This window comes from Bradyrhizobium sp. S3.7.6 (assembly GCF_054061875.1).
The window spans coordinates 6,710,174-6,733,751 of sequence record NZ_JBSSEQ010000001.1 but is presented as its reverse complement, the minus strand read 5'-3'; the positions used below and the strand labels follow the sequence as shown (position 1 = coordinate 6,733,751).

General features: G+C 62.3%; 12 protein-coding genes and 3 pseudogenes. 5 read left to right on the top strand and 10 right to left on the bottom strand.

The window, feature by feature from the left end; all coding sequences use genetic code 11:
• From ACVJ5M_RS33000 to ACVJ5M_RS32990, 3 genes and pseudogenes are all read right to left on the bottom strand, one after another.
• Window positions 1-1,011 carry a branched-chain amino acid ABC transporter permease gene (locus ACVJ5M_RS33000; RefSeq protein WP_063984340.1) on the bottom strand — a complete coding sequence of 337 codons (1,011 nt, stop codon included), beginning with the start codon at window positions 1,009-1,011 and terminating at the stop codon, window positions 1-3.
• 239 nt (window positions 1,012-1,250) lie between these two features.
• Window positions 1,251-2,079: pseudogene (locus ACVJ5M_RS32995) on the bottom strand (helix-turn-helix domain-containing protein).
• Window positions 2,080-2,215: 136 nt separating this feature from the next.
• Complete coding sequence (locus ACVJ5M_RS32990) at window positions 2,216-3,466, bottom strand: ABC transporter substrate-binding protein (RefSeq protein ID WP_063984339.1); 1,251 nt, start codon at window positions 3,464-3,466, stop codon at window positions 2,216-2,218.
• 448 nt (window positions 3,467-3,914) lie between these two features.
• Between ACVJ5M_RS32990 and ACVJ5M_RS32985 the strand changes: the two are divergent.
• Window positions 3,915-6,185: pseudogene (locus ACVJ5M_RS32985) on the top strand (MHYT domain-containing protein).
• 205 nt (window positions 6,186-6,390) lie between these two features.
• Here the strand turns inward: ACVJ5M_RS32985 and ACVJ5M_RS32980 are convergent.
• Window positions 6,391-6,942 carry a hypothetical protein gene (locus ACVJ5M_RS32980; RefSeq protein WP_063984337.1) on the bottom strand — a complete coding sequence of 184 codons (552 nt, stop codon included), beginning with the start codon at window positions 6,940-6,942 and terminating at the stop codon, window positions 6,391-6,393.
• Window positions 6,943-7,973: 1,031 nt separating this feature from the next.
• Here ACVJ5M_RS32980 and ACVJ5M_RS32975 point away from each other — a divergent pair.
• The 3 genes from ACVJ5M_RS32975 to ACVJ5M_RS32965 all read left to right on the top strand — a co-directional run bounded on the left by ACVJ5M_RS32975 (window position 7,974) and on the right by ACVJ5M_RS32965 (window position 12,970).
• Window positions 7,974-9,383 carry a calcium-binding protein gene (locus ACVJ5M_RS32975; protein WP_187387759.1) on the top strand — a complete coding sequence of 470 codons (1,410 nt, stop codon included), beginning with the start codon at window positions 7,974-7,976 and terminating at the stop codon, window positions 9,381-9,383.
• 207 nt (window positions 9,384-9,590) lie between these two features.
• Window positions 9,591-11,432, top strand: coding sequence for a type I secretion system permease/ATPase (locus ACVJ5M_RS32970; protein ID WP_063984335.1), 1,842 nt, complete (start codon window positions 9,591-9,593; stop codon window positions 11,430-11,432).
• A gap of 134 nt (window positions 11,433-11,566) precedes the next feature.
• Window positions 11,567-12,970, top strand: coding sequence for an HlyD family type I secretion periplasmic adaptor subunit (locus tag ACVJ5M_RS32965; RefSeq protein ID WP_231144505.1), 1,404 nt, complete (start codon window positions 11,567-11,569; stop codon window positions 12,968-12,970).
• A 102-nt stretch (window positions 12,971-13,072) separates the two neighbouring features.
• Here the strand turns inward: ACVJ5M_RS32965 and ACVJ5M_RS32960 are convergent.
• From ACVJ5M_RS32960 to ACVJ5M_RS32945, 4 genes and pseudogenes are all read right to left on the bottom strand, one after another.
• Window positions 13,073-13,760 (bottom strand): annotated as a pseudogene (locus ACVJ5M_RS32960) (N5-glutamine methyltransferase family protein).
• 61 nt (window positions 13,761-13,821) lie between these two features.
• Window positions 13,822-14,319, bottom strand: coding sequence for a hypothetical protein (locus ACVJ5M_RS32955; protein ID WP_187387758.1), 498 nt, complete (start codon window positions 14,317-14,319; stop codon window positions 13,822-13,824).
• Between the two features lie 119 nt (window positions 14,320-14,438).
• Window positions 14,439-15,461: a TAXI family TRAP transporter solute-binding subunit gene (locus ACVJ5M_RS32950; protein ID WP_063984332.1), complete on the bottom strand. Its 1,023-nt coding sequence runs from the start codon at window positions 15,459-15,461 to the stop codon at window positions 14,439-14,441.
• Window positions 15,448-17,907, bottom strand: a complete 2,460-nt coding sequence (locus ACVJ5M_RS32945; RefSeq protein WP_456679569.1) for a hypothetical protein — start codon at window positions 17,905-17,907, stop codon at window positions 15,448-15,450. The genes ACVJ5M_RS32950 and ACVJ5M_RS32945 overlap by 14 nt, the downstream gene beginning before the upstream one ends.
• A 240-nt stretch (window positions 17,908-18,147) precedes the next feature.
• Between ACVJ5M_RS32945 and ACVJ5M_RS32940 the strand changes: the two genes are divergently transcribed.
• Window positions 18,148-18,684: a DsrE family protein gene (locus tag ACVJ5M_RS32940; RefSeq protein WP_063984330.1), complete on the top strand. Its 537-nt coding sequence runs from the start codon at window positions 18,148-18,150 to the stop codon at window positions 18,682-18,684.
• A gap of 128 nt (window positions 18,685-18,812) precedes the next feature.
• Here ACVJ5M_RS32940 and ACVJ5M_RS32935 read toward each other — a convergent pair whose 3' ends face one another.
• Window positions 18,813-21,545 (bottom strand): non-ribosomal peptide synthetase, encoded by a 2,733-nt coding sequence (locus ACVJ5M_RS32935; RefSeq protein WP_063984329.1) that lies wholly within the window; start codon window positions 21,543-21,545, stop codon window positions 18,813-18,815.
• 137 nt (window positions 21,546-21,682) lie between these two features.
• Window positions 21,683-23,572, bottom strand: a complete 1,890-nt coding sequence (locus ACVJ5M_RS32930; RefSeq protein ID WP_354099319.1) for a GumC domain-containing protein — start codon at window positions 23,570-23,572, stop codon at window positions 21,683-21,685.
• Window positions 23,573-23,578 lie beyond the last annotated feature (6 nt).

Sequence of the window (23,578 nt, the reverse complement as noted above, 5' to 3'; positions counted from 1 at the left end):
TCAGCGCCTCGCCAACAGGCCTTGCGGCCGGACTGCCAGTACCAGCACCATGATCAGGAAGGTCACGACGATGGCGTAGGTCGGGATGTAGACCGAACCGAGCTGTTCGGCGAGGCCGATGATCAGCGCGCCGAGCGCGGCACCGGGGATCGAGCCCATGCCGCCGACGATGACGACGACGAGCGAGGCAAGCAGGAAGCGGATGTCTTCGCCAGGCGAGAGAGACTGGAAGGTGCCGCCGACGACGCCGGCGATGCCGGCAAGCCCGGCACCGAGCGCAAAGACCAGCACGAAGACGAGCTGGATCCGCACTCCGGTCGCGGCCAGGATGTCGCGATCGTCGACACCGGCGCGGATGATCATGCCGATGCGTGTGCGGTTGAGCGCCAGCCACATCGCCAGGCCGATCACGACGGACGCGGCGAAGATCACCAGCCGGACCAGGGGATAGCGGAGATAGACCGGTTCGCCCGAGGATTTCACCGCAGTGACCAGCGGCAGCTCGATCGGGCCGATCAGCCAGTTCGGTGTCTGGATCTGATAGAAGTCGCCGCCGCAAGCCCACAGCATGAGATCGGCGAAAACGATCGAGAGACCGATCGTCACCATGGTCTGCCGCAAGTCCTGGCCCTCCATGCGGCGGAAGACGATGAGCTGAAGCAGGACGCCGACCAGCGCCGTCAGGATGAAGGCGACGATGAAGCTGAGGAGCCAGGAGCCGGTCGAGGCGCTGATGGCGTAGCCGACATAGCCGCCGAACAAATACAGCGAGCCGTGCGCGAGGTTGACGTTGCGCATCAGGCCGAAGATCAGGGTGAAACCGCTGGCGACAAGGAAGTAGAGGCCGCCGAGCGTGATGCCGTTGAACACGGCGTTCAGGAAGACCCGCTTGCGGCCGATCGCCTCTTCAAGTCCGGGCGGCCATACCGCCAAGGTCAGCCACAGTGCAAGCGCGATCGCGATGATCACGATCAGGGCCCAGGCTGGATGACGTTCGACGAAGCGCGTCATGTCAACTGCCTCATCCCCGCCTCGCGCCCCCGCAAACGGGAAGAGGGCGCGATCAGGCCGCTTCGACCTCGCCCTGCCTCATGTTTTGAACGCTGGTCGAACAGCCTTGCGTAGGCTGCGTACCTCGCCATGGACGTGCGTCCTCCCGGACTTGCGATCCTCTTTTCGGGATCGCGTTCCGACCATCTTAGCGAGGGCACAAGGGGAGCGTTTGATCGTCAGTATCTTTTCGCGCGCGGTCAGGCCCGCAAAACCTTGGCGGCGCGGCGCGTAATCGGTCGGCGCCATCCCGACATTGGCGGTGAAGAAGCGTGTGAAGCCGCTTTGCGAGGAGAAGCCGAGGTCGAAGCCGATGTCGGCGATCGGTGCTTCGCCGGCGACAAGGGCTTCCAGCGCCTGTTCCATGATCAGGGTGTTGAGGTAGAGATGCGGCGTGACGCCGGTCTGGGTGCGGAATAACCGGTAGAAATGCGGTCGCGACAGGCCGGATTCGCGCGCGATCGTGTCGAGCTCCATTTCGGCGCCCGGACTTTCCGACATCAGCTTGATGCATTTGCGCACGCGGAAGTCGGTGACGGCGCCAGCCGTGCGTGCGTCACGGGCGATCTCGGCCTGCTGCCAACTTTCGTCGTAGCAGATGTCGATCAGCCGCCGCAGCTCGGCATCGAGGCTGGAGAGTGACGGTGCGCCGCACACAAGTGCTGCGGTTCGTCTGATGTGCTTGTCGAGTGCGACCGTGCGCTTGAACTGGGTGCGGCCGAAACGCAGGCGGTCGGCACCGGGCGCGTCGGGCGCGAACCATTCCGGATTGACGTAGAGCACGAAGAAGATCGCGCCGCCGTCGAGATCGGACGGCAGGAAATTGTGAGGCTCCCAGGGATTGACCGCAACGATGGAGCTTTCCGTAAGGTCGTAGTGCCCGTTACAGACGTCGATGCATGCGGACAGGCCGCCAACATGGAAGATCAGATGACCTTCGCGATGTGCGTGCACGTTGAAGGGGCGGTTCAACTGATAGACCGTCGCCCGACCGAACCGGCCGTGAAAGACGGCAAGCGCCCGGCTCATGCCTTCCCTCCTGAATGTTCTTGTCTTTTCAGTCAGCGTTCAACAACCGGGGCGAGATTGCAAGAGCGCAAGATATCGCGCCTGCAAATCGCTCCCGGTTGCCGGAGAGCATGCGAAACGAGCGACGGTGAATGCGTCAGTACTTCTTACATTCCGGGACCGTACGGCTCGGCAGTCCGATCTTGGCGAACACCGCCGGATCGTAACCGAGCGTCTGGTTCACGTTCGGGATCACCTTCACGACTTTACTGAACAGCGCACCCTTGCCGTCATCGACGACCTCGGTGACGAAGTTGGTGCCGATCGCCTGGCGGTTGGCGTCAAGCTTGATCTTGCCGTTCGGTGCGTCGATCTCGATCTTGGCCAGCGCCTCCTTGTACTTGGCCTGGTTGTTGGAAAGATCGCCATTGACCTCACGGAGCGCGAGGATCAGCGCCATAGTCGAGCCGTAGTAGTTGGTCGCAAGAAGCGACGGGCTCGGGAAGCGCTTGTTGGGTGGAAACGCGTCCTGATACGCCTTCACGAACTTCTGCCAACCCGGATCCTCCCAGGTGTCGGCCTGGCCGCTCGCCGCGATGGTGCCGACCAGCGCGTTCTTTGCGTTGCCTTTCGAGGACAGGATGGTCTGGTCGATCATGATGGAGCCGCCCATCAGATGCGCTTTGCCGCCGGCCTGCTGGTATTGGTTCAGGAAGTTGACGGCATCCGCACCGCCGAGGCCGAGATAGATCGCATCGACATCGTCGGGCAGCGCCGCGATGACGGAGGCAAAATCCTTGGTGCCGAGCGGCACCCATTGCCGGTTGGTGACCTGGCCGCCGGCGCCGCAGAATTCGAGCACGAGGCCGAATACCTGGGTGTAGATGAAAGAATAGTCCTCGCCGACGGTCGCGATCTTGCGATATTTCTTGGTTTCATAGGCGTATTGGCCGAGGCCCACCTGCCACTGCGCGCCGTCCATGTTGTAGCGGAAGAAGTTCGGAGCGGGATCGACATAGGTGGTTTCTTGCGCGCCGGATGCCGCATTGATGAAGGTCAACTCGGGATGGGTCTTGGCGAAGTTCTTGACCGCAATGCCCTCGTCGCCGGAGAGCGGCGACAACAGGATCTGCACCTTATCCTGCTCGATCAGCTTGCGCACGGCGCGCACCGCGGAATCCGGCGTCGCGTCGGTCGAAGCAACGATGAATTCAAGCTCTTTGTCGCCGACCTTCTTGCCAAGCACATTGAGCGCCGTCTGGTGGCCGCGCATGCCGTCCTCGCCGAGCACCGTGTAGGTGCCTTCCAGCGTTGCGGTGACGCCGACCTTGATCTTTTCCTGGGCGATTGCCGCGCCTGAAAGGAAAAGGCTGCTTAGCGCGATCAGTCCCACACTGCATTTCAACATTTCATTCCTCCCTCTATGGCCAAATTTTTCGCTGAATTGGCGCGGCGCCGTGGCTCCCGAAAGGCGCCCGGCTGTTGAACGAAGGCTAACCGAAGTCGGATGCAGTGCACGTATGGGCGCGTCGTGCGGCTTGACGGGCAGTCTCATTTTGAATGTTGCGGCGCAATTGGCTTCGCGGTGCAATAGGCGGCCGGCTTGCCCAATTTGAAGGGCGGTGCGTGAGGGGCACGATCCTCCGCTTGGTCCGTGCATGGAGCCTGACCCAGCACAGGCCTGGTCCGGTTCAAATCCCCAAGGGAGGTGGGGCGGAAACAGCCCCCTGGCGGCTGGATCCAGCTTGAATTTGCCGACAGGGTGCCACGGATCGCGGCCGGCCGGGCCCCGATCCCGCCGCCGCTATTCGACCTAGGGTGAATTTGCCCCGGATTTCCATTACCATCTGGTGGAAATGAATCACCATACGGCCTCTCACGATCCCGTTCTTGTGGCGCTGTCGATCCTGATCGCCGCGCTCGCCTCCTACACAGCGCTCGACCTCGCGACCCGGATGCGTGCCGCGTCTGGGCGGGCTCGTCCGGCTTGGCTTGCAGCCGCGGCCACCGCTATGGGCGGCGGCATTTGGTCCATGCATTTCGTCGGCATGCTGGCCTTCAGGCTGCCCGGGGTCGAGATCTCCTACGATCCATTCCTCACCTTTCTATCGCTTGTCGTCCCCATTGTTGTCGCGGCCGCGGCCTTTGCCGTGGTCGGAAGACGCCCGCAGGCGCTCCTGGTGTCCGGCCTGGCGATGGGGCTTGGCATATCCGGCATGCACTATACGGGCATGAGCGCGATGAGAATGGCGGCATCCGTCGCGTACGATCCTCGGTGGGTCGTGCTCTCGGTCGTGATCGCGATGTGCGCTTCGGTCGTGGCGCTCTGGCTTGCCTTTCGCAAGACGAACGCGACGCAGCGACTTTTCGCAGGACTTGTCATGGGTCTCGCGATCTCCGGCATGCATTACGCAGCTATGGAAGGTGCCTCGTTCGAGCCTGCGAACACCATGGCGGGACACGCTGGACATTTCGTGGGTCGGGCGCCGCTGGCATTTCTGCTCGCCGGCGCCACCATCTTGATCCTGAGCATTGGGATTGCCGCTGCCGTCTATGATCGGGCCTCGGCGGAGCGCGCCGAACGCGAGGCCAGCGCGCTGAGGCGAAGTGAAGAACGCTTTCGGCTCCTGGTGGAGGGCATCGCCGATCACGCCATGTTCATGATCGAGCCGAATGGGTCCGTCGGAAACTGGAATCTCGGGGCGCGCCGGCTGATGGGTTACGGCGACGACATCGTAGGGACCAGCTACGCGATCCTTCATACCGACGAAGACCGCGCTTCCGGGGCGCCAGCACGTGCTCTCCTGGAGGCGGAGCGGTACGGCAAGTCAGCAGTGGAAGCCTGGCGCGTGCGCCGGGATGGCAGCCGCTTCTGGGCAGAGGCAACCCTGGTCGCGGTACGGAACGAAAGCGGCTTGATCACCGGGTTTGCCAAGATCGTGCGCGACATCAGCGAGAGGAGACGGGCACAGGAAGCGCTGGATCGGGCACGCGAAGCGCTGACGCTGTCGCAGAAAATGGAGACCATCGGTCAACTCACCGGCGGCGTGGCCCACGATTTTAACAACCTGCTCGCCGCCGTTCTCGGCAGCCTCGAGCTCCTGAAAAAACGCCTGCAAACAGACGATCCGAAGATACAGCGTCTCGTGGACAACGCGATGCAAGGCGCGCAGCGGGGCGCACTGCTAACCCAGCGCTTGCTCGCCTTCGCTCGCAAACAGGATCTCAAGCCGGCTGTCGTCGATATCGCCGCACTGGTGCGGGGCATGGCGTCACTGCTGAAATTCGAGGCAGGCGTCCGTATCGACACACTCTTTCCGCTGGACCTGCCAAACGTAAAGATTGACGCCAACCAGCTCGAACTGGCCATCCTCAATCTCGCCGTAAACGCGCGTGATGCGATGCCGGCCGGTGGCCTGATAACCATCTCCGCCAGAGACGAGCAACACGAAGCTGGCGCTCCCCGCTACGTGGCGCTCTCGGTGAGCGACACGGGCTGCGGCATGGACGAGGAAACGCTGAAGCACGCTCAGGAGCCGTTCTTTACGACGAAGGGTATCGGCAAAGGCACCGGGCTCGGACTATCGATGGTTCACGGCCTCGCCGAGCAGTCCGGCGGCAGGCTCGTCCTGAAGAGCCGCCTTGGAGTGGGCACGACGGCCGAGATCTGACTGCCGGTGGCTGAGGAGGAGGCCGCGGTGCCAGCGCCGCGAGCGGAGTCCCCGGCACCCATGCTTCGGGCCGACCACCGGCTTTCCGTGCTTCTGGTCGACGACGACCCTCTCGTGCTGGAGAATACGGCGGCAATGCTGGAGGATCTCGGGCATGCAGTGGTCGAGGCACGCTCGGGCGAAGAGGCATTGGATCTCCTCCGCCGCACGCAGACCATCGAACTCGTCGTCACCGACTATGCGATGCCGGTCATGACCGGCCTGCAGCTTGCTGAAGCCGTGGTCGTGGAGCGTCCCGGTACGGTCATCCTCCTGAGCACCGGATATGCGGAGCTTCCCATCGACGCGCGTTCCAATCTGCGCCGCCTGTCGAAGCCGTTCGATCAGGCTGCCCTTGAGAAGGCTATCGAGGGAGCGATGCGAGAGCGGGAGAGCGCGAGATCTGTCGTCGCCTGACGGTGTCGGGCTGACGGCCGCCGATCGGTGCCGCCAGCACATTTGCCTCCAGCTCCCCGACCAACCAATATGATTGCGTTGAGCCATTAGATCGTGTTTCGACCGGAGAGAATAACGGCGCCTCAGCGACGAGAGATTGCCGCTGTCCCGGTGAAAGCATGCCGGTGCTTGGCAACCGTGTTGCCGATTCGATAAAGGGCTAAATTCAAGTCAGCGTCGCGCGCGGATTCACAACCGTGTACCCCCTCAAAGAACGCGCGTGTATTCTCGTTGCGCGTCCACCTGAGTTGCCGTCGTACGCCATCCAAACGTCGCCCCCGATGTGCTGCTCGAGGACGAAAACGTGCCCGCGTCTTGCCGCGACCATTCCTGGTGCTGGCGACGTACGCGGAAATCTCAGCCAGTTTGCCGCGAGATTCAATTCCGGAACGATGCGACCAAACAGGCGCAGGGCTGCGGCACAACCGCAGAATGAGGAGGGGCAGCCCGCGGGGCGGCCGCCAACGATCCGAGTGCTGACGGGACTATCAGACGCCGCAATATTTGTATTGGCGACGACGGAGAGTTGTTTGGTTCGGTGTATCTGCAATGAGTCTCGCACCTCTCTTCGCTGGTTCGGGATTTGCGCGTAGTTCGAGAAGTCGCATGGCATGGTGACGTTGCATTCAGAGGCGTGCTGCATGCGATAGGGTCGTGCATCGGAATTGAGCGAGGTGATCACAACGAGGCAGCACGCAGAAATAACTTGCTTGAACATCGCAGGCTCCGGGATTGATGGATCCTGCCCCGAGCAACGAGCAACTAACAAAGATTGGCTGAAATGGGTCAAAAGAGCGGCCCAATGCTGGATCAGGGGCCGGCTATACTTCTGGAGTAACTCAAAACGCGTCGTTGAAGAGCGCCTTCTGCCGCAAGTGGGGCCGTGAACGCTGCGCCCGCTTCACGTGTCGATCATGGCCACGTAGTCCACGTGAAGAGTAATTGGTCCCTTCGATCCGTCCAGAATGACGCGGAGGCTCTTCGGATAGTATCCGGCCCCAACCACGGTCCCGGTCTTTCCAGATAAGCGAGGACCGGCTGCCGGCTTTACCTGAATTCGTGAACCCGGCGGAAACTTGACGTTCGTTTGGGCCGACCCTGACATGACGTCCTCGGCAGCAAATGAGCTGATTCTACTCGAAAAATCGCCAGCGCGCGGCACAGCGAACGGGTGGGACAAATTCGCTTCGCGTGCGCTATCAAAAAGAGCTCTCCAGCCACGGTGCTAAAGAGCGGCAAGGCAACCCAGCGCCTAATACTTCCGCGATTCGCAATTGCCCCCGCAAACGAGCTCGCCTTTGGTGCTAAAATACCGGCTCACAGGAGCGCTGATCCGCTTGGATTTTCTCTCTATTTGCGCCACGCCCTTTACTGAACAACGGAAACGCTTCGATGAGAACATCCGTCATCGGAGGTAATCCACGGACATCAATCCGGTTTGCTGCCCGCTACCGGCATTGAACAATTTCGTCGGCGTTGTGCCAGATTCAACATTGATCTTCTCGGCCTCGATTGGCCGCATATCGTTGAATCGTCTTTCAAAACAAGTTTTCCCGCAGATCCGGCGATCAGCGTTGGCGCGTTGTTGTGCAAACTTTCAGCACAATAATCCCTTGGTTACGCCCAATGGAACGGAGATTCCTGCCTCAAACGTAAACATACGTTCACCTCGGTGGGACGCACGATCGGTTGTCGGGCGCTCAGACCTACAGGTCACTGGGGGCTTTCAACACTGACAGGGGAATATCATTGGCAACATTACACTACGCTGCGGGCGGGGGTCTGGACTCGCAAGGTAACTTCGCACCAGCTGAAGCTGGCTTTAATCTCGCAGATGTCCAGTATGTCGACCAGGTGAATGCACTGCCCGACGGTGTGCAGGGTCTGGTCTGGCTCGATCAGTACCACGGCGTGACTCAGGACTTTATCGACCAGGTGACGCCGTTCCTCAACAATCCGAAAGTGTTCGGCTTCTACCTTGTGGATGAGCCTGATCTGACCGGTCAGTGGGGACCGCAAGCCGACCCCGCGGATCTGAAGGCTGAATCCGACTGGATTCATCAGCACGATCCCGGGGCCAAGACGTTCACCGTCCTGATGAACACTGGATCATCGGACGATCCGAACTACATGAACAGCTACAACCAGGCGAACACCCACATCGACTACTTCGGTCTCGATTGGTATCCGGTGTGGACGGACCGTCCGAACGTCGACCTCAGCACGATCGACAAGTACGTCTCTGCCGCTGAGCAAGCCGGAATCCCGCTCGACTCCATCGTTCCGGTTTATCAGGCGTTCGGCGGTGGCGGCTGGTCCACCGAAACCGGCAGCAAGGTCGCTGTGCCGACTGCCGCGCAAGAGCAGGCAATGATCGATCATTGGGCGGACCTCGTTCCCAATCCGGCCTTTGACTATGCTTACGCGTGGGGATCGCAGAATGGCGACACTGCGCTCGAGAATTTGCCGGCACTGCAGCAGGTGTTCCTTGCGCACAATACGAGCCATGGCACGGGGGGCGCGACCGCTCCGCCTGTTACCGATCCGGTGACCGACACGCCGCCGCCGGTGGACGCTGGCGGTAGCACCGGCACGGACGGCAGCACGCCGCCGGTTGACAACGCTGGCGGTAGCACCGGCACGGACGGCAGCACGCCGCCGGTTGACAACGCTGGCGGTAGCACCGGCACGGGCGGCAACACGCCGCCGGTTGCGGACGGTGGCGGTAGCACCGGCACGGACGGCTCCACGCCGCCGGTTGCCGATGCTGGCGGTAGCACCGGAGGCACCCCTCCCGTCTCGGGCTCGGACGGAACGACTGATCCGTCAACCGGCGGTTCGACGGATACTGGCGGCTGGGGTGGTCATCACCACGGCGGCGGCGGCGGCTGGTGGGGCGGTTCGTCCTGGCAGGCGGGCAACGGCGGTGGCGGGCACAACCACAACGGTGGTGGGCTCGATTTCTCGCAGTGGCTCAATAATGCCAGCACGTCGTCCGCATCCGGAGATCATTCCTGGTGGCGGGGTCACACTGCGACGTCGAACACGACTGCGGATGCCGGTTCGGGGCAGACGGATACGACGGACACGGGCTCGTTCGTAGCGCATCTGGCTGATCTGATGTCTCACCACAACGATCATCACGGGTGGCACTCGTAAGCTCGTAGGTCGTCTACATCGACAAGGACATGCGCGCGGTGCGCTGCGCGCATGTCCACTCTGGGGAGTTCCTCGCGACCACCGGGGCGGTCGAGAGGCGGGGTACCATTCCGCGCACGGCGGAATGTTGAAATGCGGGCGTCTTGACGCTCGATCGCATGCAATTTTTCAACCGTTTACCGCCGCCCGGCCAAGGGCGGCCCGGATATGCACATGCACGCTTCGGCAAAACAGTCTGCGCTCGCGGATGTCTTCCGTCGGATACGTCCCGGCCTGCTCGCGGCGGGTGGACTATCCATCTTCATCAATCTGCTGGTGTTCGTGTCGCCGATCTACACCATGCAGATCTACGATCGGGTGCTCACGAGCCGAAACGGGATGACGCTGCTGCTGCTCTCGCTCATCGCGCTCGTGCTCTTCATCAGCTACGCGACGCTCGAGCATTTTCGCAGCCGGGTTCTCGTGCAGACCGGATTGCGCTTCGACCGGTTCGTCTCGGGCGAGACGTTCGAAACCGCGCTCGGGCAGGCGCTGAGCACGAGCAGCTCGCATCATGTTCAGCTGCTGCGCGATGTCGACACCTTGCGCGAGGTGCTGTCGGGGGGCGTCATCACGTCGCTGATGGATGTGCCGTGGACGCCGATCTTCCTCGCGATGTGTTTCCTGCTCCATCCGCTGATCGGCCTGGTCGCCCTGATCGGCGCGATCATCATCCTGACGCTCGCCTTCCTTAACGAGCGGGTTACGAAGGCGCCGCTGAATGCGGCCGCATCGAAGAACCTTCACGCACTGGACCGGTTGACGTCCTCGCTGCGCAACGCAGAAGCGATCCGCGCGCTTGGAATGGGACCCGCGGTCCGCGCCGCCTGGGCGGTAACTCATGGTCAGGCGTTGCTGGAAAGCGCTACGGCCGGAGAGCGGGGCGGGACCTTGCTCGCCATCTCCAAATTCCTGCGCATGGCGATTCAGGTCGCCATCATGGGAGTGGGCGCGTATCTCGCGATCCAGCAGGAGATTTCCGGGGGCGTTCTGTTCGCGGCTTCGCTGATCATGGGACGCGCGCTCGCGCCCGTCGAGGCTGCAGTGTCGCAATGGAAGGCGCTGGTTGCCGCGCGCACATCATATGCCCGGCTGGATCGCGCGCTTGCGAACCGCGCGACTGAGCGACAGCCGACACGGCTGCCGGCCCTGGTCGGCGAAATCTCCGTCGAGGCGGCGACGGTGCTCGTCCCCGGATCGCAACTGCCGGCCATCGCCGACGTCTCGTTCCGGCTGGCCCCTGGCGAAGTCGTCGCCGTGGTCGGCCAGTCCGGCTCCGGAAAATCGTCGTTGGCGCGGGCCCTGGTCGGCGCCTGGCCGCTGGTGCACGGCTGCGTGCGCATCGACGGCAACGACGTCAGGCATTTCGATCCCAATTTCCTTGGACAGAACCTCGGCTACCTTCCGCAGGACGTCGAACTGTTCGCCGGTACCGTGCGTGACAACATTGCACGTTTCCGCGACGACGCCTCCGACGAGGCGGTCGTCGAGGCAGCGCAGCTGGCGTCGGCGCACATGATGATCCAGCGTCTTCCCAAGGGCTATGACACCGTCATCGGGGATAACGGCGCAGGTCTTTCGGGCGGTCAGCGGCAGCGCATCGGGCTCGCGCGCGCACTGTTCGGCAAGCCGGTGCTGGTGGTGCTCGACGAGCCGAACGCAAATCTCGATGGCGACGGCGATCGCGCGCTCGCCGATGCGATCCAGCGGCTGAGGCAGAGCAAGGTGACCATCGTGATCATCAATCACCGCCCGAACCTGCTCGCTGCGGTCGACAAGATCGTGTTCATGCACGAGGGACGGCTTGGGCAAATCGGCACGCGCGAGGAAATGCTGCCTGCACTGCTCGGCAAGACGGTTGCGCCGATGCGGCGCGACGTGCGCGAGCCCGCCGAACATCATCGCGCCGATCGTCATCACCATGCTGACGGCAACCATCGAACCGATGGCGCTCACCGTCCGGCACAGCTTTCAAATCAAGTGCGTCAGGCGCACGCGACGAGGCAATAATGGATAATCTATTGCGGCGGGGACCGGACGCTCTTCACGACGAACTGGCGGAGCTTTTGAAGCAGTTCAACAAAGCAGATAAAGTGGCGCAGGAGCCGCGACCTCCGAGCAAACTCCTTGCGAAGACGGAGACCATGACAAGGTCGCTGGTCGATCTTGCCAAGCTGGTAGATCTTGCCAAGCTGGTCGATCTTGCCAAGGCGAAACTGCCGACCTTGTGGCCCCGGGGGGCAATGGGCAACGATGAGGATCCGTCGGGCGATTGGCAGACCCCCGCGCGGCGAGGCTTCCTGGTCGTCTTCCTGACCTTCGGCGTATTTGGCGGCTGGACCGCCCTCGCATCGATCGACGGTGCCGTGGTGGCCCCCGGCTCCGTCGTTGTCGAGAGCGACCGTAAGGTGGTGCAGCATCTCGAGGGTGGCATCGTCCAGAACCTGTTGGTCACAGGCGATTCTCATGTCGCGGAAGGTCAGGTCCTGTTGCGGCTCGATCCGACCCAGGAGCGGGCCAAGGAAGAGATCGCACGCTCGGCGGTGTACTCGGCGGTTGCCGAGGAGGCGCGCCTACAGGCGGAATCCGAAGGCAAGGACAGCATCACGTTTCCGACCGAGCTGCTCCAGAAGACGTCCGATCCGAACGCGATACGCGCAATGGGTGATCAGAAGCGGCGCTTCGATGAACGTCGCGCTGCACGAAAGATCGAGATCTCGATCCTCGAGGAACGTATCGCGCAGGCGCAGCGGCAGATCCAGGGGAATACCGCGCAGAACAAGGGCGCGCGCGCGCAGTTCGACAGTGTCAGTCAGGAATACACCAAGCTCAAGCCGCTCGTTGATCAGGGCATCGTACCGTTCGCGCGCGTCGCCACGCTGGAGCGCTCCAGAGCCGATCTCGAGGGCAAGATCGGCGCATATGAAGCGGATATCGCTCGCTATGGCCGCATCATCGACGAGTCGCGGCTCCAGATCGATCAGGTCGGGCAGAAGGTGCTGGAGGAAGCGACCGGGAAGCTCACCGACACGCGCGCCCAGCTTGCTGATGCGCGTGAGAAGCTGCGCGTCGCGGTCGATGTTCTGGCGCGGATGGAAGTACGCGCACCGCGATCGGGGCGGATCGTGAACCTCAAGCTTCACACGATCGGTGCCGTGATCAAGGCGGGCGACGTGCTGATGGAGATCGTGCCGGACAACGACGTTCTCGTGGTGGCCGCAAGGGTGTCGGCACTTGATATCAACCACGTCCAGCTCGGCCTTCCGACCGAGGTGCGGCTTCCCTCGTTCAAGGCGCGCTCCACCCCGATCGCTGTCGGCGAGGTTCTTTCGATCTCGGCCGACGCCACGCGCGACGATGTCACCCATCAGCCCTATTACGAGGTGAAAGTCTCGGTCCAGGTGACGCAATTCCCCGACAAAGTCCGCGAGAAGCTCAAGCCGGGCATGATGGCCGACGTCCTGATCGCAACCGGAGAACGCACAATTCTTGCTTATCTGACCCAGCCGATCACGGACGCGATCCGGCGCGGGATGCGGGAGAGCTGAGAACGTGTAGGCTGTGGCTGGTCGGCCCGTGCGAGGGCCGCTGGGTTCAGGGTGCTACGCTGCAATGCCAACGATCATTGTGGAGGAAGTGCTCGAATCCGGCTATCCCTTCGCGTACGCCATGACGACGCGACCGGCGCCCGCGTAGTCCAAGACCACGCTGACATTCTCGTAAGCGTCGTTGCGTTCGAGCAGGGTTGCCACCTGTCGATCCTGGTCGCGACCCACCTCGAACAACAGCAGTCCTCCCGGCCGCAAGTAGCGAGGTGCGTCTTTTGTAACGCGCATATGGATGCTCAGTCCGTAGGGCCCCGGCGGCGAATGCCTCGCGCGGCTCGTTCATGAGTAGAGAGGCGCGATCGCCTTTGAGCCGGGATTCCGAGATATAGGGTGGGTTGCAGACGATCATATCGATGGTTTGCTCGAGTTGCAGGCCTGCGAGAGCTTCGAACAGATCGCCCTGGAGCACGGTGATGCGGGTCTCGGCGCCCTGGCTCGCGGCATTGCGTCGCGCGAGCTCGACACATCCGTCAGTCAGATCGCTCGCCCAGACGCGAGCGTCGGGAATATTGAGCGCGATCGCGCATGCAAGATTGCCGGCGCCGCAGCACATGTCGACGATCCGCGGCGAGGGGAGGTGTGCTCGGCGCAGTGCTTCAACCGCGGTCCTGCCAAGTAACTCCGTCTCCGGCCGAGGCACCAGCGCGCCGGGAGCAACCTGCAGTTCGATTCCCATGAACTGGGTACGTCCTCGCTCGTAAGCCTCGGCTACATTGATCGTCTCGCTCATCGCATTCACACCTCACGCGTGACGTCCTCCCTGTCAGCCGTTCAGCCCGACTTGCGGCTATTCAGCTGGGCGGCCAGGTGCAGACCTTTGCAAATCGCCGGCGAACGGCGTCCAGACCTGTCAGTTCAAATGTTTCCTCGTAGGGCGCAGCCGTTCCAGCATACACTTTCGTCAGAAGCCGGCCCACCCCTGGCATGGAGTTGATGAAGCGAACGGCGTCGCCCGGAAAGGTGAGACTTCGTCCGCCATCAGCAACCCTCCAGCGTTGATCGACAGGCGGTTGATCATTGATCTGGAATACGACCCTTATGTCGGTGCCTGGAGTTTTGGTCCAGGAACTCGCGGCGGAGAGCAAGACCTCGGTCCGATTGGCGCGACAATGAATGGCGAGCGACGAGGGCCCATCCTTCGCGCCGGCTCGCGCGGTGGTCCGGGCGGAGATCTGCGGCTTGTGGTCCACCGGTGATGTCGTTTCGCTCAAGATCCAGTTGGGACTTTGCGGCGGAGCTTGGAAGGACTGCTCAGGTGCTTCCCCAATCTGCTCGTCGACGCAAGTCATGTGCTCCATTCCCTGAAACTGCGTACATGCCCTCGAACGATCTGGCGTGTTGCCGGCTTGCGTGCAGCTTAGATGACCGGTACCCACGAGCAAGACGGCCGCAAGGGTACCGGTTCGCTTCATCGCGATAGTCCGACTGTCGCGCTGGGCGAGCGATCGAGCCATTCCTGCGCCGGACCAAACCGGGCAAGAGTGGGGACGCTGGCGCGGAGATTCACGTCCTTCCATTTTGTATCGAAGCCAGCGGATTGCAGCCGGTCGAGCCGTCCGAACAGGTGGTCAACAAAGCGCACCATGCGCCGATAGCGATCGGTCTGCGGCTGCCAGTTGTAGGCCGCAAGAATCGTCGGGACGGCAATGGTCGCGACCCGCTTGTCCGCCGGCACGAGGTTTGGATAGTCCTTTGAATCGAGGGACGACGGAAGATAATAGTCTTCAAATCTGGGGTCGTATTCGATCGGCAGGAACTTGAAGCCATCATCCCAACGTCCTTTCAAGAAGGCGTCGACCGGCTTTGATGTGATGAAGACGACCGCTGCGATTTCGCCGCTCTTCATCTGCTGCAATGCGACCTGGTGGGGAATGAACATTTTTTCGACGTTCAGTCCCAGCCGACTGAAGATCAGCGGACCAGAATATGCGGCTGCCGTACCCTGGGTGTTGAAATTGACCTTCTTTCCCTTGAGGTCGTCGAGCGACTTGATCTCGGGACGCACGAAGACGTGCAGCTCGGCCGGGAAGAGGTTGAGAACATAGACGATGCGCTTTTCGATCGACGGAACCTGCGCCTTGTACTCGTCAAGGGCATCCATGTTGATGATCGCGGCATCAACGCCCTTGAGATAGAGCAGCGAATTGACGTTCTCGGTCGCGCCGGTCGTCACGATCGGAATGACGTGAAGCTTGTCCTCCTCGTTGGCGACGCGTGCGATCTCTGCGGCGAGCCGAAGCGGTGCGCCCTCGATAAGTCCTCCGGCGAGTCCCACCGTCCATGCATTGATACGTTCCTTTGCGGCCGTATCGGCATTCCGCGGCGCGGTCGGCGCCGGCGGGTCGCGCGGCGAGCGAGATTGGGCATTGGCAGCAAGCTGCAGGCCGACCAGTGCCAATGCGACCGTGAACGCGAGCTTACTCAATGACATGGGGCCTCTCCATTCTCTGGTCTGGCTTCCGAGGCTCGCTCCAGCAGCTATTTGAGCCCCTTGATCCGTCCTTCTGCATCTCGAATGCCGCCGGCCTGGGCTCGTTCATACAGCTCGCGCGCCTTCGCGGAATCGCCGGCGACGCCGCGAGCGTCCCAAGATTGCAGTACGTGAGGATCGTAAGTTTCGGCCAGCATAAAGGCTGCTTGCGCGCTGCCATGTCCAAGCACGTATTCCAGCAAGCCGCGGGCACCGTTGATGTCGGACTGCCGCAACAATGCGCTGGCGCGCGCGAGCAGTCGCTCCTCGTTCGCAAGCGGGGGCGCGGTACTCCGCTCGCGGCGGCCTGTCGCTCCACCGAGGCCATGGCCTTGGAGTCGGCACCGGGCAGGGCAGCCCCCTTTGTGATCTGCGCGCTCGGTTGCGTCGGGGCGGAGGCAGATGGCGCGGGCGGAGGCGAAGCGGCGGGCCGGAGGCTGCTCTGGCTCGGTGCGCGGCCGGTGGGCTCACGCGATGGCGCCGCCACAACCGCGGAGGCATTCCATGCGGCCAGATGATCCCGGACGGATGCGAACGTTGGGAGCGTTGCCGCGCCGCTGCCCGGTTGTTCCTTTTCGCGCTTGGCTGCGGTCTTTGCGGCGGCCTCGGCGGTTCGTGCAGCCTCCGACGTTTCAGCCCGCGCCAGGTCGCGTTGATCCTTCAGCGACGCCGCCTCGCGCGCGAGAGCGTCCGCGCGACCGCGCTGCTGTTCGACCTCGCGTTTCAGTGCCAGTTTTTGCTCGGCGTCTGCAGCTCGGGCGGCAGCCAACTCGGAGCTCGCGGTTTGCGCTGTACGGAGTTCAGCCTGAAGGGGCTGCAGCTGGCGGTCCGCGCTTTCAGCTCGGTCGCGCTGCTTCTCGACCTCTCGTTTCAGTGCCAGTTTTTGCTCGGCGTCTGCAGCTCGGGCCGCAGCCAACTCAGAGCCCGCGGTTTTCGCTGTGCGGAGTTCAGTCTGAAGGGGCTGCAGCTGGCGGTCCGCGTTCTCAGCTCTGTCTCGCTGCTTCTCGACCTCTCGTTTCAGTGCCAGTTTTTGCTCGGCGTCTGCAGCTCGGGCCGCAGCCAACTCAGAGCTCGCGGTTTTCGCTGCGCGGAGTTCAGCCTGAAGGGGCTGCAGCTGGCGGTCCGCGTTCTCAGCTCTGTCCCGCTGCTTCTCGACCTCTCGTTTCAGTGCCAGTTTTTGCTCGGCGTCTGCAGCTCGGGCCGCACCCAACTCAGAGCTCGCGGTTTGCGCTGCACGGAGTTCAGCCTGAAGGGACTGCAGCTGACGGTCCGCGCTCTCAGCTCTGTCCCGCTGCTTCTCGAGCTCGCGTGTCAGCGCCAGCTTTTGATCGACATCTGCAGCGCCGCCCCTCGCGGTCTCGGAGGCCGCGTTCCGAAGGGGGCCGAGTTCGCTGATCAGGGCTTCTGTCTTGTCCTGCTCCTGCTTTAGTTCGCGCTCGAGAGCCTGCCTTTGTGCGGCCTCCGCCGCGGCAGACTTCGTGGCTTCGGATGCTGCGTTGCGCGAGGCCTCAAGCTCCGAGCGAAGCGAGGCAAGCTGGAGGGCAAAGCGTTTGGCCCCATTCCGTCGGTCGACCGGACGCTCCTGCTTCGGTTCGGGTTCGGGCGCCTGCATAGCCTTTGAAGCCGCAACCCTTGCGACGTCGAGCTCCGCCTTCAGGAAGGAGATCTCACGTGACAGATGATCGGTCTTTTCCCGCTCCTGTTCGAGCGCCTGCGTTTGCTGAATACCAATCTCCATGGCGCGGACAGTGTGCGTCTGGGTCTGCCGCGCCGCGTCGAGCTCCACTCGAGCCGCAGCCAATTCGCGCGCAAGCTTGTTCGCTCGTTGCCGCTCCTGATCCAGCAACAGGTTCTGGTTGAGCCGCTCCGTCTCGGAAGCTGCTTGAGCCGCATTTGACACCGGGGGCGGCGTAGACGTCATGTCCTGCGCAGGGGCATCGGCAGCCGCGCGGGGCTGCTCGGTCGCGGTCTTCGCTCCGCGCGGTCCGGTCGCGGCGGGCCTGCTTCCAGCGGGCTGTGTCGCGGCGGGTCGCGCCTCGTCCGCGCGTTGGACGAGCTTCAGCCTTTGTTTAATCCCATCGATCTGCTCTGGTCCGCGCGTACATCTGCACAGATCGAGCATCGCCGGTGTGATGTAGGAGGCACCCCGGTCGCCAACGTCCTGGGATTTGGCATCGGCAGTTCCTGTCAGAACCGGCAGAAAGCAGGTGATCAGAACCACCATGAGCCGGCCGGCTCTGTCGCATGCGCGCGAGCCGTCAGCGATGTCGAACAATCCGAGTTCGCGGAACGCAAATTGCCGGTGCCTGGGCCGGCGCGCAGCTTTGCTCAGCGCGACGGCTGTTCCTTTCGACAAGTCGAATCCGTGTACCCCCATTGCGACGCCCAACTGCTTGGTAGGGACCATGATGCTTGGTAGCTTGGTAGGGATCATGATGCTTGGTAGCGATCATGGCATGTCGTTTATGACGGCGCTTTCATCGACGCGATGTCGATGTCGCAGTTGCGGTAGCCAAAACGGAGTAGTGCGCCGACAATGGGAATTAAGTAGATCGGGCGGAGCTTTGGCCAAAGCTGCTTGCCCCCACGGTTGCGCTTAAATAGCTTGCGACGTGCACGCTTCGTCACACACGCAGGAAGCACAGTCATGAGCAGATCATTTGCCATTTTTGCCGGCGTGGCGGCTGTCGGACTGGTTCTCATTAGCGGCATCGAAACCCGCGGTTCTGCGCAAACCACCCTCTCCACCAAGAATCCCGGCACTGCCGCCAGGAACGCAAATGCCAAGATGGGTGTTGCGACACCTCGGAAGCAGCCGCCGCATCGACTTGTCATCCATGTCGACGTCAACGATCCGGCCGTCATGAATCTCGCTCTCAACAACGTCAGCAACGTCGTTCAGCACTACGGCGACCTCAGTCAAAAGGTCGAAGTCGAAGTCGTCGCTTACGGGCCAGGACTGCACATGCTGCGAGACGATACCTCGCCCGTGAAGGGGCGCATCAAAATGATGACCGAAACAACGCCCGAGCTTACGTTCTCGGCCTGCGGAAATACACGAGAGAACATGACCAAGAATGAGGGCAAAGAAGTGCCTCTCATCACGCAGGCGAAGGTCACCAAATCCGGGGTTGTTCGCCTGATGGAGCTTCAGGAGCAGGGCTGGAGCTACCTGCGGCCCTGATGATCGTACGCGGCACCCCCAAGCGCGAGACGGCGGGTTCGAGCCAGGTTTGAGCCGAACCCGCGTGATCTCCCCGTGCTGTCCTGTGGTGGGCAGGACCGACCCCTCAAAAAGCATTGTGTTGTGGATCAGGAGCAGGACGCCCCGATCGCGCGCTCGATGACGGGGCGATTGATCGAGAGGTGGGGCTCGACCACCAGATCAAGATGTCCCCCGGCGATCGGAATCACGTCCAGTTCTTCAAACAGGGAGTCCCATCCGAGGCGCGGCGTCACGCCAGGCCGATGGCAGGCAAAGACAGTTCCCTTGATGGCCAGACGAGGCTTGGCATCCTCGACCCAGCGTCCGAACGCGCGCATCCGGAGAATCTCCTCGAGCTCGAGCCTGAGCATGAAGCGCGTGTTTGCCAGGCGGGGCCATGTAATGGTGTCGATGAGCCTGCAGAATCGAGCCTCCTGGCCCAAGCGAGCGGCGAACTTCGCCACCGAGCGACAGAACATGCGGTAGATCGTCACTCGATGGGATCGAATCCGCTGTAGCGTGCGAGAGAGGGCTTCTCGGTGATTTGCTCTGCGAGGGCCGACATTGGTGTCGAGGATGCCCAGGAATTTGACGGCACGACCTTGTTCGATCAACCGGCTTGCGACTTCGAAGGCGACGCCGCCGCCCAGGGAATAGCCGATCATTCGGACGTCGCCGCGTGGTTGGGCTGCATTGATCTGCTCGACGGCCATCGCGGCCATCTCCTGCACGGAATCGCGTCCCGCGAGGCTCCAGCTCAGATCTGGATAGCGAATCGGAATCACCCGCGCCACCTTGCCGAGCTGAGCGCCAAATGCGGCCATGCTCGGGCCATAGCCCATGGAGCCGGGCAGTATGACAAGACCTGGGAGAATCTGGTCGTTGAGACGCTGCCGCACCGGTGGCTCCACCGTCGCGATAGCCCGGATCATGTCTTCGGCGCTCATATCGACCGTGAACGCTTCCATGCTGACTTCGCGGCCGATGAGGTCTTCGATATCCATGACGCAGCGCAGGAGCTTTAGGGAATCGCCGCCGGCCTCATCCCAGCGTCCGGCAGCTTCCGGCACGCCGAGGATACTGGTCCACACCTGCTGCACGATCCTGTTGGCCTCGGCCATTCCTTGCATCGTCGGCACAGGCGCGGGCGAGGTCGTTTTGCTCTCGAGATCGAGCAGTTTCAGCTTGGCGTGATCGATCTTACCTCCTGGAAGGCGCGGCATCTCCTGTATCTCGTGCAGCCTGGTCGGATGCAAAGCCGCAGGAACAGCCTGCCGGATGCTGTTGCGAACGTCGGTCCTGAAGTGCGCTTTTGGCGGATCGGCCGGCGATGCAAACAGGACCAGCTCGTTCGCGTCCGTCACGACGGCGACAGCGTCCTTCACATAGGTGAGCTTGCGCAACGCACTCTCGAGCTCGGCCGGCTCAACGCGCTGGCCATTGATCTTGAGCTGGCGTCCCTTCCGTCCAACGATCCGCATCAGTCCGTGCGTATCCACGATGACGAGGTCGCCGGTCTGATAGATGCGAGACTTTGGGTCATCCGGGGAGGGCGATGCCGGAGAAAGCCGTCCGTCTTCCCAGTATCCGAGCATGACGTACCTGCTCTTGATTACCAGTTCGCCGACTTCACCCTGCTGGGCGGGCTTCCCACTTTCGTCGACCACGGCGTACGATATGCCGGGAAGCAGGTAGCCAACAGGAACGCTGACGCCGTCCTCTCGCCATTGCTTGGGAAGAAACCACTGGGTGCCGGTGGTTTCCGTCGACAGATAGCTGACCTGGATGAAGCAACCCGGTGGTATCGCTCGCCGAACGAGCGCGATATCGGTCCACAGGACCTTCTCCCCGCCGATGCGGATCATGCGAAGCGAGTCGAGATCGCCTGGCCGGCTTGCGTTGATCAGTGCGCGCACCAGGGCTGGTACAACGTATGTAATCGTCACCTGTTGCGTGGTGATCTGGCGAAGAACGCTGCGCAATCCGAGCGCCTCGACGTCGACGATGTGCAGTCTTGCCCCCGTCAACAAAGCCGACAGCATCTCCCGGCAACCAGCGATCGTGGTGGGGCCGCTCAGAGGCATGAAGACGTCTGCTGCACCTATGTGGCAGGCGTCCACATATTGCTGGACGCGCTGGAGCAGGTTGCGTTGGCTGTTCACGACCCCCTTCGGAGCTCCGGTGCTGCCGGAGGTATAGAGCACTACGGCAGGCGCATCGACCGAAACCTTGGGGAGTGTTGAAGTTGCTGCGGAAGGGTCGCTGGCGCCGGCGACGTCGAGCCAGCGCAGGCCGTGCTGTTGGATCCACCCGGCGGAGCTGTCGCCGTCTTGCCCGATCAGCACGGAAATCCGGGCGGCCGCGGCGATAGCCGTGAGCCGCTGAACTGGATCGCGGGGATTGAGTGGGACAAGGACTCGTCCGGCCGCCATGCAGGCCAGCATAGCGATCGGCTGCCAGGCCGAGCTGCGCAATAGCCATCCGACGGCTTCCTGCTCCGGGATCAGCGCGCTGATCGCCTGGGCCAAGGTCAAGACGCGGGACAACAGCTGCGCGTACGTGAAGCTGTGATTGCCGTCGCTGATTGCGACCCTGTCGGCGAACTTCGCCGTCACCGCAATCAGGTGTTCGATGGCGGGAACGCAGGCAAAGCCGGCTTCCAGGGGATCGAATGATCGATCGACCGGACCGTTCAGATCGAGAGGGACTTCCACAGGGCTCAGCCAGCTCAGCGTCGCTGGAGCTTGCTGAACGGTCGAGGGCAGGTGCGCGTCAAGGGCGTCGCATGGATCGCCCGACGGATCGCCAGATATCTGAAGCCGCATCACCGTACCCGTCATTTTGCTGTCCCAACGTATTTAATCAGGCCTGGGCACGCATACTTCAAACGAAGGATGCCGGTTTCGCAGCCACCGTCTGGTCGATCGGCTGGCTGCCATATCGGAAGACCCGGGTGATTAACCCAAGCCGCCTGGGGTCATTGCCGTGGTCTCAGGCCAGATGCAGCGTGGTCGGAAACATTGATTACAGGTTCGATGCTTGTCCACCGTACCGCCGTTGTTTTGAAGCTGCGATAGTAATGCATCAAAGTCGATGTTGATGACGGCTCCAGATCCGAGGGCGCGAGCTCGGACGGTACTCCGTGCGTCAGGACACACCAGAGCTTGACACGAGAATCGAGATCCGACGTCCCGGCAAACCGGGTCAAAGTGCTTCGCACGACGTCGCGGCTCGTGCTTCCGGCGCGGACGGCAAGTAGAACGTGATCCGCCCAGGAGGCGAGGAGGCGCACTTCCGGCGCATCATCCAGCGATGGTGCGTTGATGACGACGAGATCGTAGGTGTTTCTGAAGTGCTCGAACAGCGAGGCGACTTTCGGACCCGCCAACGGCCCCAGGCGACTGCCCTCGGACAATCTTGACGATATGTAGTCGAGTCCAAGCTCCGGGATGTGCTGGACGGCCTTGGCGGCCGCTCCGTCGTGCGCCAACAGCTTGAACAGATCTGCAGCCTCGCCGCCGACGCGCCGGGGCAATTGAGAGAAATCCAGGAACAGAACGCGCTGTCCGAGTTGCGCCGCACAAAAGCCGAAACTCCAGGCGATCGCGCTCTTGCCTTCACCGTGCAAGCTGGATGTCACCAGGATGACATGCGGCGTCTGTGGCGAGACCGGATCGGCGGCCATGAGGGATACGACGGTCGAGCGAACGGCCCTGTTATGCGAGACAGCCGATTGCTCTACGAAGCGCTGCGGCGAGATGCTCAGCTCCGGCGGGATCGAGGGGATCAACCCGACGCACGGGATGTCCAATGCCTCTGCAGCTTCCGCCTCCGTGTGCAGACTTCGATCGAAGTACTTCAGGATGATCGCGACGAGGCATGCCAGGAGAGCGAAGATAATCGTGATCGGTGGAACAAGGAGGAACGGGTTCAACGAGCTCGGAAAGTCGGGTGGCGGGGCGTCCGCGATGACGGTCACGTCTGGCTCGGCGACCACGCCCTTCGTGGTGAGATCCTGTCGCTTTCGTATCAGTGTTTCATATTGCTGCGCCAGCGTGGTGATTTTCCACTCCAGCGCGGCGGCGGCCTGTGCGGCTGCCGGTGATGACGAGGTCTGACCTGAGTGACTGGCGTCCCATTCCGCCTTCGCCGTCGACAATTCGCGCTGAACATTCGCCGATTGTGCTGCGATGGCGTCCAGAGCCTGGAGCTCCACGGCCCGCTTCTGCCGGACTAGCTCGTCAGCGTAGGATCGGGCGACCAGGTTTGCGACGTCTGCGGCCCGTTGTGGATTGGGGTCGCTGGCAATTACGCTGATAACTCTGGACCGGCGCTCCTGGCTGACCTTCAGGCGCCCTTTCAATGCTGCCACCGCCGCGCCGTCGCTCGGTTGGTCTTTCCGGAAGGAGAGGAACCCCTTTATCTTTGACAAGGCAGTGCGGAGCATCGAAGCCGTGCCGTTCTCGTTGGCCGGGTTGTCGAGCATCCTCAGTGCCGGCAGGAGCCGCCGCAGATACGCATCGGATGACATGACCGTTACGTGCGTATCGATCGTCGGGTCGTCCGAACCGCCAGTCGGCGTGGAATTGCCGGGTGCACCGGCATTGTCGGCCGCTCCGCCACTTCGAGCGCTCACGACAAGCTGTGCCGTTGCGAGATAGGTGGGTGACATGAAAATACTACCGAGCACTGCGAGCAGCGCGCCCGCGCCGATCATTTTGACGATGAAGAGCTTGTATCGCCTGATGCTCTCGAAGACATGCTTGAATGCTGCGATGGCGTCATCGGGAGGTGACTCGTCGCCTTTTGACCGGCCCTGGGACAGGACAGTCACCGGCAGAATCCGTTTATTTGTGAACGCTTCCATCGCCTG

Coding starts and splice junctions, on each gene's coding strand:
- ACVJ5M_RS33000 (WP_063984340.1), bottom strand. CDS start 1,011: ATGACGCGCTTCGTCGAACGTCATCCAGCCTGGGCCCTGATCGTGATC.
- ACVJ5M_RS32990 (WP_063984339.1), bottom strand. CDS start 3,466: ATGTTGAAATGCAGTGTGGGACTGATCGCGCTAAGCAGCCTTTTCCTT.
- ACVJ5M_RS32980 (WP_063984337.1), bottom strand. CDS start 6,942: ATGTTCAAGCAAGTTATTTCTGCGTGCTGCCTCGTTGTGATCACCTCG.
- ACVJ5M_RS32970 (WP_063984335.1), top strand. CDS start 9,591: ATGCACATGCACGCTTCGGCAAAACAGTCTGCGCTCGCGGATGTCTTC.
- ACVJ5M_RS32965 (WP_231144505.1), top strand. CDS start 11,567: ATGACAAGGTCGCTGGTCGATCTTGCCAAGCTGGTAGATCTTGCCAAG.
- ACVJ5M_RS32955 (WP_187387758.1), bottom strand. CDS start 14,319: ATGACTTGCGTCGACGAGCAGATTGGGGAAGCACCTGAGCAGTCCTTC.
- ACVJ5M_RS32950 (WP_063984332.1), bottom strand. CDS start 15,461: ATGTCATTGAGTAAGCTCGCGTTCACGGTCGCATTGGCACTGGTCGGC.
- ACVJ5M_RS32945 (WP_456679569.1), bottom strand. CDS start 17,907: ATGGTCCCTACCAAGCAGTTGGGCGTCGCAATGGGGGTACACGGATTC.
- ACVJ5M_RS32940 (WP_063984330.1), top strand. CDS start 18,148: ATGAGCAGATCATTTGCCATTTTTGCCGGCGTGGCGGCTGTCGGACTG.
- ACVJ5M_RS32935 (WP_063984329.1), bottom strand. CDS start 21,545: ATGACGGGTACGGTGATGCGGCTTCAGATATCTGGCGATCCGTCGGGC.
- ACVJ5M_RS32930 (WP_354099319.1), bottom strand. CDS start 23,572: ATGGAAGCGTTCACAAATAAACGGATTCTGCCGGTGACTGTCCTGTCC.